At 72.9% G+C, this 14,446-nt stretch carries 15 protein-coding genes and 1 tRNA gene; 9 read left to right on the forward strand and 7 right to left on the reverse strand.

What is annotated here, in order from left to right; all coding sequences use genetic code 11:
* Positions 1-426 precede the first annotated feature (426 nt).
* Positions 427-2,394, reverse strand: coding sequence for an FtsX-like permease family protein (locus tag GFD30_RS17245; RefSeq protein ID WP_153026435.1), 1,968 nt, complete (start codon positions 2,392-2,394; stop codon positions 427-429).
* Positions 2,391-3,194: an ABC transporter ATP-binding protein gene (locus GFD30_RS17250; RefSeq protein WP_153026436.1), complete on the reverse strand. Its 804-nt coding sequence runs from the start codon at positions 3,192-3,194 to the stop codon at positions 2,391-2,393. The genes GFD30_RS17245 and GFD30_RS17250 overlap by 4 nt, the downstream gene beginning before the upstream one ends.
* Positions 3,195-3,418: 224 nt before the next feature.
* Here GFD30_RS17250 and GFD30_RS27585 point away from each other — a divergent pair, with 224 nt between their 5' ends.
* Positions 3,419-4,627 (forward strand): sensor histidine kinase, encoded by a 1,209-nt coding sequence (locus tag GFD30_RS27585; RefSeq protein WP_153026437.1) that lies wholly within the window; start codon positions 3,419-3,421, stop codon positions 4,625-4,627.
* A gap of 86 nt (positions 4,628-4,713) precedes the next feature.
* Here the strand turns inward: GFD30_RS27585 and GFD30_RS17260 are convergent.
* A tRNA-Tyr gene (locus tag GFD30_RS17260) sits at positions 4,714-4,798 on the reverse strand.
* 266 nt (positions 4,799-5,064) lie between these two features.
* Between GFD30_RS17260 and GFD30_RS17265 the strand changes: the two genes are divergently transcribed.
* Entirely contained in the window at positions 5,065-5,556 is a 492-nt protein-coding gene (locus tag GFD30_RS17265; RefSeq protein WP_153026438.1) for a YajQ family cyclic di-GMP-binding protein, read from the forward strand.
* On the forward strand, positions 5,557-5,745 hold the full coding sequence (locus GFD30_RS17270; RefSeq protein WP_153026439.1) for a hypothetical protein: 189 nt from the start codon (positions 5,557-5,559) through the stop codon (positions 5,743-5,745).
* 14 nt (positions 5,746-5,759) lie between these two features.
* On the opposite strand, the gene recD2 is transcribed toward GFD30_RS17270, so the two are convergent.
* Complete coding sequence (gene recD2, locus GFD30_RS17275) at positions 5,760-7,976, reverse strand: SF1B family DNA helicase RecD2 (RefSeq protein WP_153026440.1); 2,217 nt, start codon at positions 7,974-7,976, stop codon at positions 5,760-5,762.
* A 133-nt stretch (positions 7,977-8,109) separates the two neighbouring features.
* On the opposite strand from recD2, the gene GFD30_RS17280 reads away from it, so the two are divergent.
* On the forward strand, positions 8,110-8,787 hold the full coding sequence (locus GFD30_RS17280; protein WP_153026441.1) for an exonuclease domain-containing protein: 678 nt from the start codon (positions 8,110-8,112) through the stop codon (positions 8,785-8,787).
* Between the two features lie 65 nt (positions 8,788-8,852).
* On the opposite strand, the gene GFD30_RS17285 is transcribed toward GFD30_RS17280, so the two are convergent.
* The gene (locus GFD30_RS17285) at positions 8,853-9,614 is read right to left on the reverse strand and encodes a hypothetical protein (RefSeq protein WP_153026442.1); all 762 of its coding nucleotides are present in this window, start codon (positions 9,612-9,614) and stop codon (positions 8,853-8,855) included.
* Between the two features lie 406 nt (positions 9,615-10,020).
* Here GFD30_RS17285 and GFD30_RS17290 point away from each other — a divergent pair, with 406 nt between their 5' ends.
* From GFD30_RS17290 to GFD30_RS17305, 4 genes are read left to right on the forward strand one after another with little or no spacing between them, the layout of a single operon-like run.
* Positions 10,021-10,518 (forward strand): CarD family transcriptional regulator, encoded by a 498-nt coding sequence (locus GFD30_RS17290; RefSeq protein ID WP_153026443.1) that lies wholly within the window; start codon positions 10,021-10,023, stop codon positions 10,516-10,518.
* A 24-nt stretch (positions 10,519-10,542) separates the two neighbouring features.
* A complete protein-coding gene (ispF, locus tag GFD30_RS17295; protein WP_322633353.1) occupies positions 10,543-11,025 on the forward strand; it encodes a 2-C-methyl-D-erythritol 2,4-cyclodiphosphate synthase in 483 nt (160 codons plus the stop codon).
* 21 nt (positions 11,026-11,046) lie between these two features.
* Positions 11,047-11,868: a tetratricopeptide repeat protein gene (locus GFD30_RS17300; RefSeq protein ID WP_153026444.1), complete on the forward strand. Its 822-nt coding sequence runs from the start codon at positions 11,047-11,049 to the stop codon at positions 11,866-11,868.
* Positions 11,869-11,923: 55 nt separating this feature from the next.
* Positions 11,924-13,018 (forward strand): fumarylacetoacetate hydrolase family protein, encoded by a 1,095-nt coding sequence (locus tag GFD30_RS17305; protein ID WP_322633354.1) that lies wholly within the window; start codon positions 11,924-11,926, stop codon positions 13,016-13,018.
* Positions 13,019-13,085: 67 nt separating this feature from the next.
* Here GFD30_RS17305 and GFD30_RS17310 read toward each other — a convergent pair whose 3' ends face one another.
* Both GFD30_RS17310 and GFD30_RS26345 read right to left on the reverse strand, forming a co-directional pair.
* Entirely contained in the window at positions 13,086-13,580 is a 495-nt protein-coding gene (locus GFD30_RS17310) for a RidA family protein (protein WP_322633355.1), read from the reverse strand.
* 2 nt (positions 13,581-13,582) lie between these two features.
* Positions 13,583-13,741 carry a hypothetical protein gene (locus tag GFD30_RS26345; RefSeq protein ID WP_181245771.1) on the reverse strand — a complete coding sequence of 53 codons (159 nt, stop codon included), beginning with the start codon at positions 13,739-13,741 and terminating at the stop codon, positions 13,583-13,585.
* A gap of 112 nt (positions 13,742-13,853) precedes the next feature.
* Here GFD30_RS26345 and GFD30_RS17315 point away from each other — a divergent pair, with 112 nt between their 5' ends.
* The gene (locus GFD30_RS17315) at positions 13,854-14,444 is read left to right on the forward strand and encodes a hypothetical protein (protein ID WP_153026445.1); all 591 of its coding nucleotides are present in this window, start codon (positions 13,854-13,856) and stop codon (positions 14,442-14,444) included.
* The last annotated feature ends 2 nt before the right edge of the window (positions 14,445-14,446 follow it).

Consider the following 14,446-nt stretch of genomic DNA (forward strand, 5'->3'; position numbering starts at 1 on the left):
CTACCCCGACCCGCTCGAATCCAACCGGTCCGCCCCGCCTTTAATCGGACCTCACGCCCGAAAACGCCCGTCACCAGCCGCAATGAAAGTTATCCACAGGCGCGGAATCGCTCCTGTACAGGGGTTGCCTGATCTGTGATCGTTAGTAGCAAAAACACCTTCCTCCTGGTGGTGGTTGGAGGAGGAGGGAGGTGGTGCCGGTTCTGGCAGGACTGGCGGCGAATGTGGGATACCCCGGGGGCCGCCCCCGAAGACCGCGCGGGAGTGCACTCCCGCGCGGCTCCTGCCAGAACACCTCGCGAGGAACAAGACGCGGGCGCGTCGGCGACCAGCCGACGCGCCCGCACCAACAAACCGAGGCCACCGACCGGCCGGACCACGAAGCGCCGGCAGAACCGAGAGGACCGCCGACGCCCCGACAGCGCATCAGTCGGGCCGAGGGCTCACATCCCGCATCACCGACCGAAGCAGCGGCCGCGACAGGGCCCCTGCGGCGATCACCGAAGCGGTCCCGACCGCCAGGGTCGCCGCCAGGATCAAAGCCCCGCTGACGTCGAAGCCCATGCCGCCGATCACCGGGGCGGTCAAGAGCATCCCGGTCAGCACCGACGCCCCGCCGAGGAACGCCAACGGCAGCAGGGTCTCCTGCCGCCGGGCCTGGTCGAGGACCCGCTGCGGGGTGCCGGCGAGGTGCAGGAGCCGGTACGTCTGGCGGCGGTCGAGCACCGAGCCGACCGCGCTGATCGCGGCCGAGACGGCCGCGGTCACGAAGACCACCGCGAGGACCACGGTCACCCCGGTGCGGACCGAGCCCACGAGGCGGTTCGACAGGATGCTCGAGTCGATCTCCCGCTCGGGCGGGTCGCCGGGGAGGAGCGCGGTCATGGTGCTGCGCACCGACTCGAGTTCCGCGCCCGAAGTGGTCGCCTCGATGACGGCCGCGCCCTCGTCCGCGGTGAGGAACCCGCTGCTGTCGACCACCGCGACTTCGGCCCTGCCGCCGAGTTCGGTGGACAGTGTCGCCGCGAGGGCCTCGGCGTCCGCTTCGGGCACGACCGCGGCGATGGTCTCAGTGGACTGGATGCTCGTGTCGGCCACGATCATCGGGAAGAGCGCGACCGAGCCGGCGACGAACCCCGCGATCGCGACGCCCGACACGGTGCGCCAGGCGGCCTTCGGGTCTTCGGCGAGGCGGCGGGCGGCGAGGAGCCGGGCAGGGCCCTTCGCGGTGCGCGCCAGGATCCGGCCGAGGCGCTGCACCGTCCAGGGACCGATGAGGTTCACCGCGGCGAGGGTCGCGGCGAAGAGCACGACGAGGATCGCGACCGCGATCATGCTGCCGCCGGCGAGCTGGGTCGCGATCAGGAACGCGACCGAGAGGCCCGCGAAGACGAGAGCGCGGATCGCTTTGAGGCCCTTGGGTTTGACTCGCCGGGCCACACCCAGGGGGCTGATCACGACGCCGCGGAGACCGATGAGGGCCGAGGCGGCGACGAGGACCGGCACCGCGAGGGCGACCGCGAGCATCCAAGGGGCGCCGGCCCACAGGTCGGCGACGTACCAGCGCCCGCCGTCGATGGGGATGAGCGCGACCAGCGGGGTCGCGAGCATCCACGCGACGGTGCCGACCGCCGACCCGGCGGCCGCCGCGAGCACCGTCTCGATGAGCGTCAACCGCATCACCTGCCCGGGGGTCGCGCCGATGAGCCGCAGGGTCGCGAGCCGCTCGTCGCGGCGCGACACCGTGAGCCGGGCCGCCGCGGCGCCGAAGACCGCCGCAGGCACCGCCATGAGGATCGCCGCCAGGATCATGAGGATCATGTAGAAGCCGTAGACCGCGTCCGCCTGGCCCCCGTCGAAGCCGTCGATCTCGCGCGGCGAGACCGCGTCCGCGTTGAACCGCTCGGCGCTCAGCGCCGGGTCGTCCGCGGCGCGGCCCACGACCGCGACCATCTCGTTCGGGTGCGCGAGCGCCTCCTCGCCGAGCTCGCCGGCGACCTTCACATCGCCGTAGCGGGAGAGGAATTCGGACTCGGGCACGCCCTCGAGCAGGTCGGCCGCGGCCGGTGACAGCCACACCTCACCGGGCGCGGGGAACGCGTCCATGCCGGGCGGCGCGGGCGCGCCGCCGTCGAGCGCCGCGAGGTCGATGCGGGTGATCGACTCCCCGCCGAGGTGGTCGACGGCCGTCGCGAGGACCGCCGTACCGCTGCCGTCGGCGGCGGGCGCGTCGCGCCACGACGTCCGGTCGGCGCGGGTGTCGAACGCGAAGTTCCCGGCGACCGCGAACTGGAGCAGCAGCGTCGCGACCGCGACGGCGAGCGCGGTCAGACCGGTGCTGAGCAGGGCGCTGCGTCCGCCCAGCCGGGTCAGGCGCCAGGCGAGCTCGGTCATCGCCGCACCTCCGCGGCCGGCTCGGGACCGAACCGGCCGTCACCGGAGACCGCGGGACGCTGCCCGGCCGGTTGGCTCCCGGCGGGCGCGAACCCGTCGAAGCCGGCGCGCGGGGCGGCGGAGAGGCGGTCGTCGCCGCGCGGCACGCGCCCGTCGCGCAGCTCGATCGTGCGCGTGCACCGGGCCGCGATGCGCGGGTCGTGCGTGACGACGACGAGCGCCGCATCGAGCGCGGCGACCGTGTCGAGCAGGACGCCCATCACCTGGTCGCCCGTGGCCTGGTCGAGCGCCCCGGTCGGCTCGTCCGCGAACACCACCGCCGGCGAGATGACCAGGGCCCGCGCCAGCGCGACCCGCTGGGCCTCACCGCCCGACAGCTCGCCGGGTCGCCGCCCTTCCTTGCCTTCGAGGCCGAGCCGCCGCAGCTGCGCGCGGGCCGGTTCGAGCGCGGCCCGCCGCGGGGTGCCGTCGAGCATGAGCGGCAGCGCCACGTTCTCCTCGGCGGGCAGCTCGGGCAGGAGCTGCCCGAACTGGAACAGGAACGCGAACCGGGTGCGCCGCAGGTGGCTGCGCGCCCGCTCGGAGAGGGTGTCGATGCGCTCGTCGAACAGGCGCACCTCCCCCGAGTCGGGGCGCATGATCCCGGCGAGGCAGTGCAGGAGCGTCGATTTGCCGGAGCCGCTGGGCCCGGTGACGGCGACCGATTCGCCCGGTGCGACGGCGAAGTCGACACCGTCGAGCGCGGGGGCGGTCCCGAAGTGCTTGACGAGGGCGCGGGCGCTGAGCATGGGGGGCCTCATCGGCGTACCTTTCGGTGGTCGGGAAGGAAGGGCAGGGCCACGCCCGCAATGAGGAACACCGCCGTGAGCACCACGCCCAGGGCGGTGCCGATCTCCAAGAATCCGTTCATGACGCCAGCTTCGCCCGCGCAGGCACTGTCCTGCTTCGGCTCGGCGACGGGTTCGGGCCGCCGCGGGTCGGCCGTTCGACCGAGGGCGCCCGAATCCGGGCTACCTTCGAGCTCATGAACGCACCCAAGGCGGCGATGAGCGGCCGCTTCAACCGGCTCCTGATGCGCCTGCTCAAGTTCGGCCTGGTGTCGGTGCTCTTGGTGATCCTCCTCGCCGAGATGCTGTCGCACAACAGCGGCGAGAAGCCCCCGATGTTCTCGTGGCTGGCCTGGGTGCAATGGGCGACTTCGATGCTCGCGATCGCCGTGTACGCCTGGTACCGGCCGGGCCGCAAGCGGTGGATCGCCGCGGTCGCGGTCGCGTCGCTGGTCGTGACCGGGATCGACGCGGTGTACGACCAGGTCGTGCGCGGGGTGGGCACGGCGGAGCTGCTGGCGATGGGGCTGCTGCTGCTGTTCGCGATCCGCCACTGGGACGCGGCGCCGGGCAGGTGGGTGGCGTTCGTGCTCGGCGCGGCGATCCTGCTGATCGGCGGCGTCAGGCTGTTCACATACGAGGGCTCGGACGTCGGCGGCACCGCGATGGTCGTGATGGCGATGCTCAGCGTCATCGGTTTCGGCGCCTACCTGCGGAGCATGGACAAGCTGCGCCGCGAGACGCAGGAGGAGGTCCGCCGGGCCGAGCGCCTCGAACTGGCCCGGGAGATGCACGACTTCGTGGCGCACCACGTGACGGGCATGGTCGTGCTCGCGCAGGCGGGCCAGGTGACGGACACGGATCCGCGGAAGGCGTTCGCGGACATCGAGGAGGCGGGTCTGGCGGCGCTGGCGTCGATGCGGCGGATGGTGCGGATGCTCCGCGCCGACGACACGGGCGGCGGGGTGAACCCGCTCGGGGACCTGTCGCAGATCGAGGACCTGGTGGACCGGTTCAGCCGGGAGGGGACGGACGCGACGTGCTTCATCTCGCCGGAGCTCGCCGGCGGCGCCGTGGCGCCGGAGATCGCGGCGACGGCGCACCGGGTGGTGCGGGAGGCGTTGACGAACGTGCGCAAGCACGCGCGCGGCGCGACCCGGGTGCGGGTGGTGGTCGCGGCGGCGAGCGGTCAGGGCCTGGAGGTGTCGGTGCGCGACGACGGGAGGGCGCCGCGCGGCCGGTTCGGCCGCGAGTCGCTGGCCCAGTCGGGTGCGGGCCTGGGCCTGGTGGGCCTGCGCGAGCGGATCGAGGCGGTCGGGGGCCAGTTGCGGGCGCAGGAGCGCCCGGAGGGCGGCTGGGAGACCGCGGCGTGGCTGCCGCGGGAGGCGGCGCCGGTCGAGGTCTGAGCGGCGGCGCGGTGAGCGCGACGCGGTGAGCGCGACGCGCGAGCAGAGCGGCCCTCGTCCGGATCCGGACGAGGGCCGCTCGCTACTGGTGGCAGGTGCAGGATTCGAACCTGCGAAGTCGATGACGGCTGATTTACAGTCAGCTCCCTTTGGCCACTTGGGTAACCTGCCGTGGCGTGTAGCGAGAGCAAGGATAGCGTCCCCTCCCAGGGGGTCCGCAAGCGGGTTCTCCCCCGTTGAGACCGCGTTCACTGCCGCGCCCGCCGCCCCGGCGGCGGCCGTGGTCCCGGGCGCGGTCGAGCGCGTCGGCGGGTCCGGACTAAGCTTGGCGGTCGCGCCCCTTGCATTGTGCTCCGTCACAGTGCCCCTCGACCGCAGCGCCCTCGACGCCGCGCGCCGACGCTGAGCCGCAACCGACACTGGAAGGACCGGACGCCATGGCCGACGCCTCGTTCGACATCGTCTCCGAGATCGATCTCGCGGAGCTCGACAACGCGATCAACCAGGCCCAGCGGGAGCTGGGGACCAGGTTCGACTTCCGCGGCACCGGCGCGAAGGTGGACCGCAGCGGCGACGAGGCGGCCGTGATCTCCGCCGAGACTGAGGACCGCGCGAAGGCGGCCCTGGAGGTCCTCAAGGAGAAGCTCATCAAGCGCGGGATCTCCTTGAAGGCCCTCGACGCGTCCGAGCCGCGCCAGTCCGGCAAGGAGACGAAGATCGACGTCGCGTTCAAGCAGGGGATCTCCACCGAGGACGCGAAGAAGATCGGGAAGATCATCCGCGACGAGGGCCCCAAGGGCGTCAAGCCGCAGGTGCAGGGCGACAAGCTGCGGGTCACCGGCAAGAAGCGCGACGACCTGCAGGAGGTCATCGCGCTCCTCAAGGGCAAGGACCTCGACGTCGCCCTCCAGTTCACGAACTACCGCTAGGTGGACGTCTCGGACCAGGTCGCGCTCGCCCTGTTCGTCGTGGGCGGGCTCCTGGTCGCGCTCATGGTCGTCGTCACGCAGCGCTCGTACAAGAAGGACGAGCGCTCCGAGTACTGGGTCGTGTACCCGACCGCGAAGGGCGAGAAGGCGGTCGCCCCCCGACCGCCCGAAGCGCTCGAGGAGGACTAGGGCGCCCCGGGCCGCTAGGCGTCGAGCCGGTGCGTGAGCCCGGTGTGGCGCTTCCCGGTCCCGGCGGTGCGGACGGCGACGCCGAGCGCCTGCTTCGAGCCGACGAGGACCACGAGCCGCTTCGCGCGCGTGATCGCCGTGTACACGAGGTTGCGCTGGAGCATCGTCCACGCGCTGGTGGTCACGGGGATGACGACGGCGGGGTACTCGGAGCCCTGCGAGCGGTGGACGGTGACGGCGTACGCGTGCTGGAGCTCGTCGAGTTCGGCGAACTCGTACTCGACGTCCTCGTCCTCGTCGGTGCGGACCGTCACGGTCTGGGCGACCGCGTCGATCCCGTGGACGATGCCGCCGGTGCCGTTGAACACCCCGGCCTTCCCCTTCTGGTAGTCGTTGCGGATCTGCACGACCTTGTCGCCGACGCGGAAGACGCGGCCGCCGTGGCGGCGCTCGGGCAGGCCGTCGCGGGCGGGCGTGAGCGCCTCCTGGAGCCGCGCGTTGAGGTTCCCGGCGCCGGGCCCGCCCCGGTGCATGGGGGTGAGGACCTGGACGTCGCGCACCGGGTGCAGGCCGAAGCGGGCGGGGATGCGGCGGGCGACGATCTCCACGACCCGGTCGGCGACGAGGTCGTTGTCGTCGCACGCGAACCAGAAGAAGTCCTGGTAGCCCTCGAGGTCGGGGAATCGGCCCTGGTTGACCTTGTGGGCGTTGGCGACCACGCCCGACTCGGCGGCCTGCCGGAAGATCCGGGTGAGCCGGACGCGGGGGACGGCCTCGGCGGCGAGGAGGTCGCGGAGGACCTCGCCGGCGCCGACGCTGGGGAGCTGGTCGACGTCGCCGACGAGGAGCAGGTGGGCGCCGGGCGGGACGGCTTTGACGAGCTTGTTCGCGAGGATCGTGTCGAGCATCGACGACTCGTCGACGACGAGGAGGTCGACGTCGAGCGGGTTGTCGCGGTCGTAGGCGGCGTCGCCGCCGGGACGCAGTTCGAGCATCCGGTGGAGGGTGCGCGCCTCGAACCCGGTGAGCTCGGCGAGGCGCTTCGCGGCGCGACCGGTGGGGGCCGCGAGCATGACCTTGGCGCCCTTGGCCCTCGCGAGCGCCACGATGGACGAGACGGTGAAGCTCTTGCCGCAGCCGGGCCCGCCGGTGAGGACCGCGACCCGTTCGGTGAGCGCGAGCCGCACGGCCTCGGCCTGCTCGGGCGCGAGCTCGGCGTCGCTGCGGCGCCGCAGCCACGCGAACGCCTTGTCCCAGTCGACGCCGCGGAAGGCCGCGAGGCGGTCCTCGTCGGCGCGCAGGAGGGCGAGGAGCCCGGCGGCGAGGCCGCGCTCGGCGTGGAAGAACGGCGCGAGGTACCGGGCGGGCACGGTGGAGCCGCCGACCGGGACGTCGTCGGCGATGACGCGCTCGCCCGCTTCGGCGAGCTCCGCGAGCGCCCTGGCGACGGGCCCGGCCGGGAGGCCGAGGAGCTCGACGGTGTCGGCGACGAGGTTCGGGGCGGGCAGGAAGCAGTGCCCGGAGTCGGAGGCCTGCGACAGCGTGTACTGGAGGGCCGCTTTGATCCGCTCGGGCGAGTCCTCGGGGATGCCGACGGCGCGGGCGATCGCGTCGGCGGTCTTGAACCCGATGCCCCACACCTCGTTCGCGAGCCGGTACGGCTCGTTCTTGACCACGCCGATCGACGCGTCCCCGTACTGCTTGTAGACGCGGACCGCGAGCGAGGTGGAGACGTCGACGGACTGGAGGAACACCATGACCTCCTTGATCGCGCGCTGCTCCTCCCAGGCGGCCGCGATCGCCTTGGTGCGCTTGGGGCCGAGCCCGGGCACCTCGGCGAGCCGGGAGGCGTCGGCGTCGATCACGTCGAGGGTGTCGGTGCCGAAGTGCGCGACGATCTTCGCGGCGGTCTTGGGCCCGATCCCCTTGACCAGGCCGGAGCCGAGGTACCGCTCGATGCCCTGGACGGTGGCGGGCAGGACGGTCCGGTACGACCAGACCTCGAACTGGCGGCCGTACTTGGGGTGGCTCGACCAGCGCCCGGTCAGCGACAGCGACTCCCCGACCTGCGCGCCCAGGAGCGGCCCGACGACCGTGACCAGGTCCTGGCCGCCGCGGGCGGGGCTGGCGCGGGCGATCGTGTACCCGGTCTCCTCGTTCGCGTACGTGACGCGTTCGAGCACCGCCTCCAGGACGGTGCCCGCCGCCGCGGGGCCTCGGTTGTCCGCCATGCGGCAACGGTAGACGGCGGGTCCGTCAACCGCCCTTTCGAACACCGGGTCGGGTATGCGTCGTTCGTGGCCGTTCATCGCGGGTGGAGGCGCATCGGCGTGAATGTCGGAGCCCGCCGGTACGGTGTGGACCATGAGCGAGCGATGGTTTGAGGGGCCCCTGCTGGGGTTCGACACCGAGACGACCGGTGTCAGCGTCGAGCACGACCGGATCGTGCAGGCCGCGTTGGTGACCGGCACCGGCGACCTGGTGTGGCTGATCGATCCGGGGGTGCCGATCCCGCCGGGGGCGACCCGCGTCCACGGCATCACCGACGAGCGGGTCAAGGCCGAGGGGCGGCCCGCGGCGGAGGCGCTCGCGGAGGTCGCGGCGGCGCTGCGGGCGGCCGTCGACGTCGGCACCCCGGTGGTGGCGTTCCGCGCCGCGTTCGACTGCACGCTCCTGTCGCACGAGCTGGAGCGGCACGGCATCGAGCAGCCGGCGTGGGAGCGGATGTCCATCATCGACCCGTCGGTGCTCGACAAGCGCGTCGACCGGTACCGGCGCGGCAAGCGCACCCTGGGGGCGACGTCGCTGCATTACGGCGTGGTGCACGACGGGGCGCACTCGGCGGCGGGCGACGCGGCCGCGACGGTGGCGCTCGCGCGCGCGATCGGGGCGCTCTACCCGGAGGTCGGCGACCTCACCCCGCAGGAGCTGCACGTGTCGCAGATCCGGTGGCACGCCGAGGACGCGGCGAGCCTGGAGGCGTACTTCAAGCGGAAGGGGCGCGAGGAGACGGTGGACCGGCGCTGGCCGCTGTGCCGGTGAACGGGCGAGGCCCCGGTCCGAGCGGGACCGGGGCCTCGATGTGACTTGGGGCGGCGGAGTGCCGCTCAGTGCCCTTCGGCTTCTTCCTCGGGCTCGTAGTACTCGCGCTCTTCGTCGCCGGTGAGGTCCTGGCCGGTGGGCAGGGCCGCGAGGGCTTCGGTGCCGTCGGCGAAGACGAACTTCACCCAGAGCTGCGCGCCGACGGGGAGGTCGATCGCGAGGTCTTCGACGAGCAGGTAGGCGCCGTCCTCGACGCCCTGGTCGAGTCGCACGTACTCGGAGGGCGCGATCGGGACGTCGATGGCCGTGTCGCCCTCGAACGCGGGGACTTCGGCCGAGGGGGACTCGGAGGCGTCGCCGGAGGGCGTCTCGGCCGCGGTCCCGGTCTCGGCGGCGTCGCCGGACGGGGTCTCGGCGGCGCTCTCGGAGGGGGTCTCGGTGTCGGGGGCGGCGGGGTCCACGTAGGTGACGGTGCCGGCCCAGGTCTCGGCGAGGTTCTCGTCGGGGTCGGCGAGCGCGTCCTCTTCGGTGGCGTAGGCGAAGACGCCGGTGAGGCGGGCTTCGTCGGTGCCCTCGTTGGCGATCCACGCGCGCAGTGCGGCGTCGTCGCCGGCTTCGTAGCCCTCGGCGGAGTCGAACTCGACCTGGAGGTCGCGCAGCGCGAGGTCGCCCTCGTCGATGTTCACCCCGGCGATCGCCGACACCTTCATGTCGGTCTGGGTCTCCTGGCCCGCGCCGCACGCCGACAGCGCCGCGGCCGCGGCGCCCGCGATCGCGATGGCGGCCGCGCGGCGGGTCGTGGTCGCCGTCCTGATCCCCTTGGCCACTGCTGGTCCTCTCCGAGTTCCGACAGGAATGCTGACGACAGCGTAGACGACTCGCTCTCACCTCTCGCCCGGGCCGGTGCGGCGGTGGAACCTGGGTCTCACGGCGCTGCGGGAGCCGTTGCGGGCGAACGGCATCCGGCCGGGCGGGCGGGGGCCGGCCGGGCGCGGAGCGGCGCGGCCCGGTCAGATGGTGCGGGTCCGGCCGCGCCCGCGGGCCCCGCGGAGTCGCCCCGCATCCGGGAGCGACCTGGGCCTCATTCGCCTCATCCGGAGGCCGCCCGAATCTCCAAGGTGCCGTAGAGTAATCAGTCACATACCAATTGACCAGGGAATTCGTGGCGATCCGCTGTCGGGGAAAACCCCGATCCCGTGTTAGGCTAGACACAGCGAAAGGGGTTTCGATCCTATGGGTTTTAGTGTCGGCGAGACCGTTGTCTACCCCCACCACGGGGCCGCACTCGTTGAAGCTGTAGAGACTCGCGTCGTCGGCGGTATCGAACAGGAATACCTCGTACTGCGCGTCGAACAGGGTGACCTCACGGTCAAGGTTCCAGCCAAGAACGTCGAGCTCGTCGGCGTCCGGGAAGTCGTCGGCGCGGAGGGCCTCAGCGAGGTCTTCGACGTGCTGCGCGCCCCGCACACCGAGGAACCCACCAACTGGTCCCGGCGGTACAAGGCGAATGTCGAGAAGCTCGCGTCCGGTTCTCCGCTGAAAATAGCAGAGGTCGTCCGCGACCTGTGGCGCCGCGACCGCGAACGGGGCCTCTCGGCCGGGGAGAAGCGCATGCTCTCCAAGGCCCGCGAGATCCTCACCGGCGAGATCGCCCTCGCCGAGGACTGCGTGAAGGACGAGGCCGACAACATCCTCGACAAGGTCCTGCTCTCGGAGGCCCCGGTCAAGTAGCCGGCTCCGCCAGCGACCGCCAGCGTGCGTCCCAATACGCCCTACGTCATCGGGCACGGCACCGACGTGCACCGCTTCGACACCAGCCGGCCCTGTAGCCTCGCCTGCCTCGAATGGCCCGGCGAGGCGGGGCTGGCCGGGCACTCCGACGGCGACGCGGCCGCCCACGCGGCCTGCGACGCCCTGCTCTCCGCCGCCGGACTCGGCGACCTCGGCTCCAACTACGGCACCGACCGGCCCGAATGGGCCGGCGCCTCCGGGGCCGCGCTCCTGGCCGAGACCGCCCGCCGCGTCCGCGACGCCGGCTGGGACATCGGCAACGTCTCCGTGCAGGTCATCGGCAACCGCCCCAAGATCGGGCCCCGCCGCGCCGAGGCCGAGGCGGCCATGGCGGCCGTGATCGGCGCCCCCGTCAGGCTCTCCGCCACCACCACCGACGGCCTGGGCTTCACCGGACGCGGCGAAGGACTCGCCGCGACCGCGGTAGCGTTGCTGTACCAGCCCTGAGACCTGTCCGGGAGTAGACCCATGGACGCTGACCCCAAGCGCACGGTAGCCGAACTCCTCCAGAGCGCCGAACTGCTCTACGACCTCGGCCAAGTGCCCGACGCGCGCGCCGAGGCCGACGCCGCGCTGCGCCTCGACCCCCTGGACCCGGACGCGAACGCCATGGCCGCGGCCTGCGCGCTCGCCGACAACGACCCCGACGAGGCCCTCGTCTACGCCGGCGCCGCCCTCGCCCGGACCCCCGGCCACCGCCGCGCCATGATCACCCGCGGGTACGCGCTCGCCGACGCCGGCCGCCGCGACGAGGCCATGCAGGCCGCCGCGAGCCTCCTGGAGCTCGACCGGACGTCCTGGCTCCACCACGTCCACTACGCGCTCATCACCCGCCGCGCCGGCGCCGCGCAGCCCGCGCTCGACGCCGCCTGGAACGCCGTGAACCTCGCGCCCGACCAGCCGCGCACGCACCGGGCGCTCGCCGCCATCGCCGAGGACCTCGGCATGGACGACCTCGCGAAGCGCTCGCGGCGGGCCGCCGCCGACCTCGACCCGGGCGGCGCCGCGGCCTTCGCCGAGGCGCTGCCGCCCGAGGCGCGCCGCGTCCACCGCCGGTGGGTCGACGCCGACCGCGACGACCCGCGCTGGCGCGAGAAGATCGGCAGCGGCGGCCTGTTCGGCGGCGCGCTCGGCCGGTCGATCCTCCTCGGCCTCGCCGTGGTCTTCGCCGTCCCCGCGCTCCTGGGCACCGGCATGGACGGCGGCGCCCGCCTGTTCTTCGCGGCCGTCGCCGCCGCCGCGTGGGTGGGATGGTTCACAGTTCTCCGCCGGCACCGCAACCCGGAGTGACCTCACGCGTGCGGACTCGTTAATCCTTCACCACCGACCTGATGGAGGACGACGAGTGACCACGTGCTGGGTTCCCGGGGCCGACGCGAGCCCCTACAACATTCACAATCTCCCGTTCGGGGTCTTCTCGACCGCCGACCAGCCGCTGCCGCGCATCGGCATACGCATCGGCGACCAGATCCTCGACATGCACAAGGCGGTCCTCGCCGGGGACTGCCAGACCTGCGGCGCCTGCACCGCCCTGCGCGACCCGGCCCTCAACCGGCTGCTGTCGCTCGGCAAGGCCGTCTGGAAGGCGGTCCGCACCCAGGCCCAGCAGGCCCTGAGCGAACCGAGCCTCCAGGACGCCGCGTCCGAGTGGCTCACCCCGGTCGCCGACGCGATCATGCACGCCCCGCTCATGGTCACCGACTACGTCGACTTCACCATGCGCGCGCCCGGCTCCGACCGGGTCTACCCGCGCGCCTCCAACGGCCGGCCCTCGACGCTCATCCCCTCCGGGATGGACCTCGTGCGGCCCGCCGGACACCGCCCCGGCGACGACGGCCGCCCCGTGTTCGGCCCCACCCGCGCCCTCGACATCGAGGCCGAGGTCGGGTTCATCGTCGGCAGCCAATCCGACCTGGGCCGCCCCGTCTCGCCGGACGCGTTCGAGGACTACGTGTTCGGCGCGGTCCTCCTCAACGACTGGACCGCCCGCGACTTCCAGGAGCTGGAGACCGACGGCCTCGGGCCGGTCGCCTCCAAGTCGTTCGCGACCTCCATGAGCGCCTGGGTCACGCCGATCGAGGCGCTCAGCGCCGCCCGCACCGTCGCGCCCCCGCCGCCCGCCGACATGGCCTCCTATCTGAAGGAGTCCGACCGGTACGGCTTCGACCTGCACCTGAACATCGAGGTGAACGGGGTGGCCGTCGCCGGCGCCGACTTCGCCGAGGCGTGCTGGACGCCCGCCCAGCAGCTCGCCCAGCTGACGGCCGGCGGCGCGGTGGTCCGGCCGGGCCTCATGTACGGCTCCGGCGAGGCGGTCACCGGCCGGTGGGGCCTGCAGGACGGCGACGCCGTCACGGTCACCGCCACCGCGCCCGGACCACGAGGCACCACCATCGCCCTCGGCGAGGTCGCGACCCGCATCCTCCCGTCCATCACCTGACGGGCACGGCGAACACCGGTCGGCCCGCTGCGGGGCCGACCGGTGGGAACCGAACAGGATGAAGCGCCTAGACCGGCACGGTCTTCACGCTCGGGGCGAGGCGAGCCACGAGCTCGACCTCGACCGGGGCGTCCAGCGGCAGCACGCTCACGCCGACCGCGCTGCGCGCGTGCGTCCCGGCCTCGCCGAAGACCTCGCCCAGCAGCTCGGAGGCGCCGTTGACGACCTTCGGCTGGCCGGTGAACTCCGGCGCCGACGCCACGAAGCCCACGACCTTCACGATCTGGACCACCCGGTCGAGCGGGGCGACCGAGGCGACCGCGGCGAGGGCGTTCAGCGCGCAGATCCGCGCCAGCTCGTACGCCCGGTCTGGGTCGACCTCCGCGCCGACCTTCCCGGTCGCGGCGAGCGCGCCGTCGACCATCGGAAGCTGGCCCGAGGTGTACACGTACTCCCCCGACACGACGGCCGGGTGGTAGGCCGCCAGCGGCGGCACGACCGCCGGCAGCTCCAGTCCGAGGCGCGCGAGCGCTTCGGCAGCGGTCTCCGCGGAACCGGCCACGGCTACTGCTCCTTCTTTCGCTTGAAGTACGCCACCAGCTGCTCCGAGTTCTGGCCGGGCAGGACCGTGACCAGCTCCCACCCGTCGTCACCGAACGTATCGAGGATCATCTTGGTGTTGTGGATCAGCAGCGGCGCCGTGAGGTACTCCCATTTCTCCATGCGCCCACAGTACGGCGTCTTGATTCGCCCGCGGCGCACCGCTACGCTCAGAGTGCGTCGCCTCCCCGAAGAGTCCCGCGGCCCTGCCGCACCAGTGAACCAGGGAGTCCCCATGTCGTCAGACACTGCGGCGCAGTCGTCGGACGCCGCCGAGCCCGTGCGCACCATCGAACCCGCTGCCCAGGTCCCGCGCCAGGAGCCCGCCCCGAGGCGGCCCGAACCGCTCGGCCTCCGCCCGTCCGACTTCGACCGCCCCGGCCGCCACGAGGACCAGACAGGTCTGCTGTGGACTGTCGTCACGGCGGTCGCGGCGGTCCTGTTCTGCGCTGCGCTCGTCTTCGGCGCGACCCGCCTCTTCATCGCCGACACCGCCGGCACCGTCACCGACACGCCCGAGCGGACCGTGTCCGCGTTCCTCGGGGCGCTCCTGGGCGAACGGGACGCCGAGGCCGCCGCGGCCTGGCTGTGCACCGACAAGGCCGACCGCGACCTGAGCGAAGCGGTCGCGGCGATGTCCGCCGCCGACGGCGACCGCGGCTTCGAATGGACCGACGTGACCGAGACCAACCGGTCCGTGGGTGCGGCCACCGTCACCGCAGAGATCGGCATCGACGGCGGCGCGTCCCCGGCGACCTGGGAATTCTCGCTCGTCGCCGAGGAAGGCGACCCGCAATGGCTCATCTGCGGTATCACCGCGGGGTGACT

Source organism: Glycomyces albidus (genome assembly GCF_009451885.1).
GTDB classification, from domain to species: domain Bacteria; phylum Actinomycetota; class Actinomycetes; order Mycobacteriales; family Micromonosporaceae; genus Glycomyces; species Glycomyces albidus.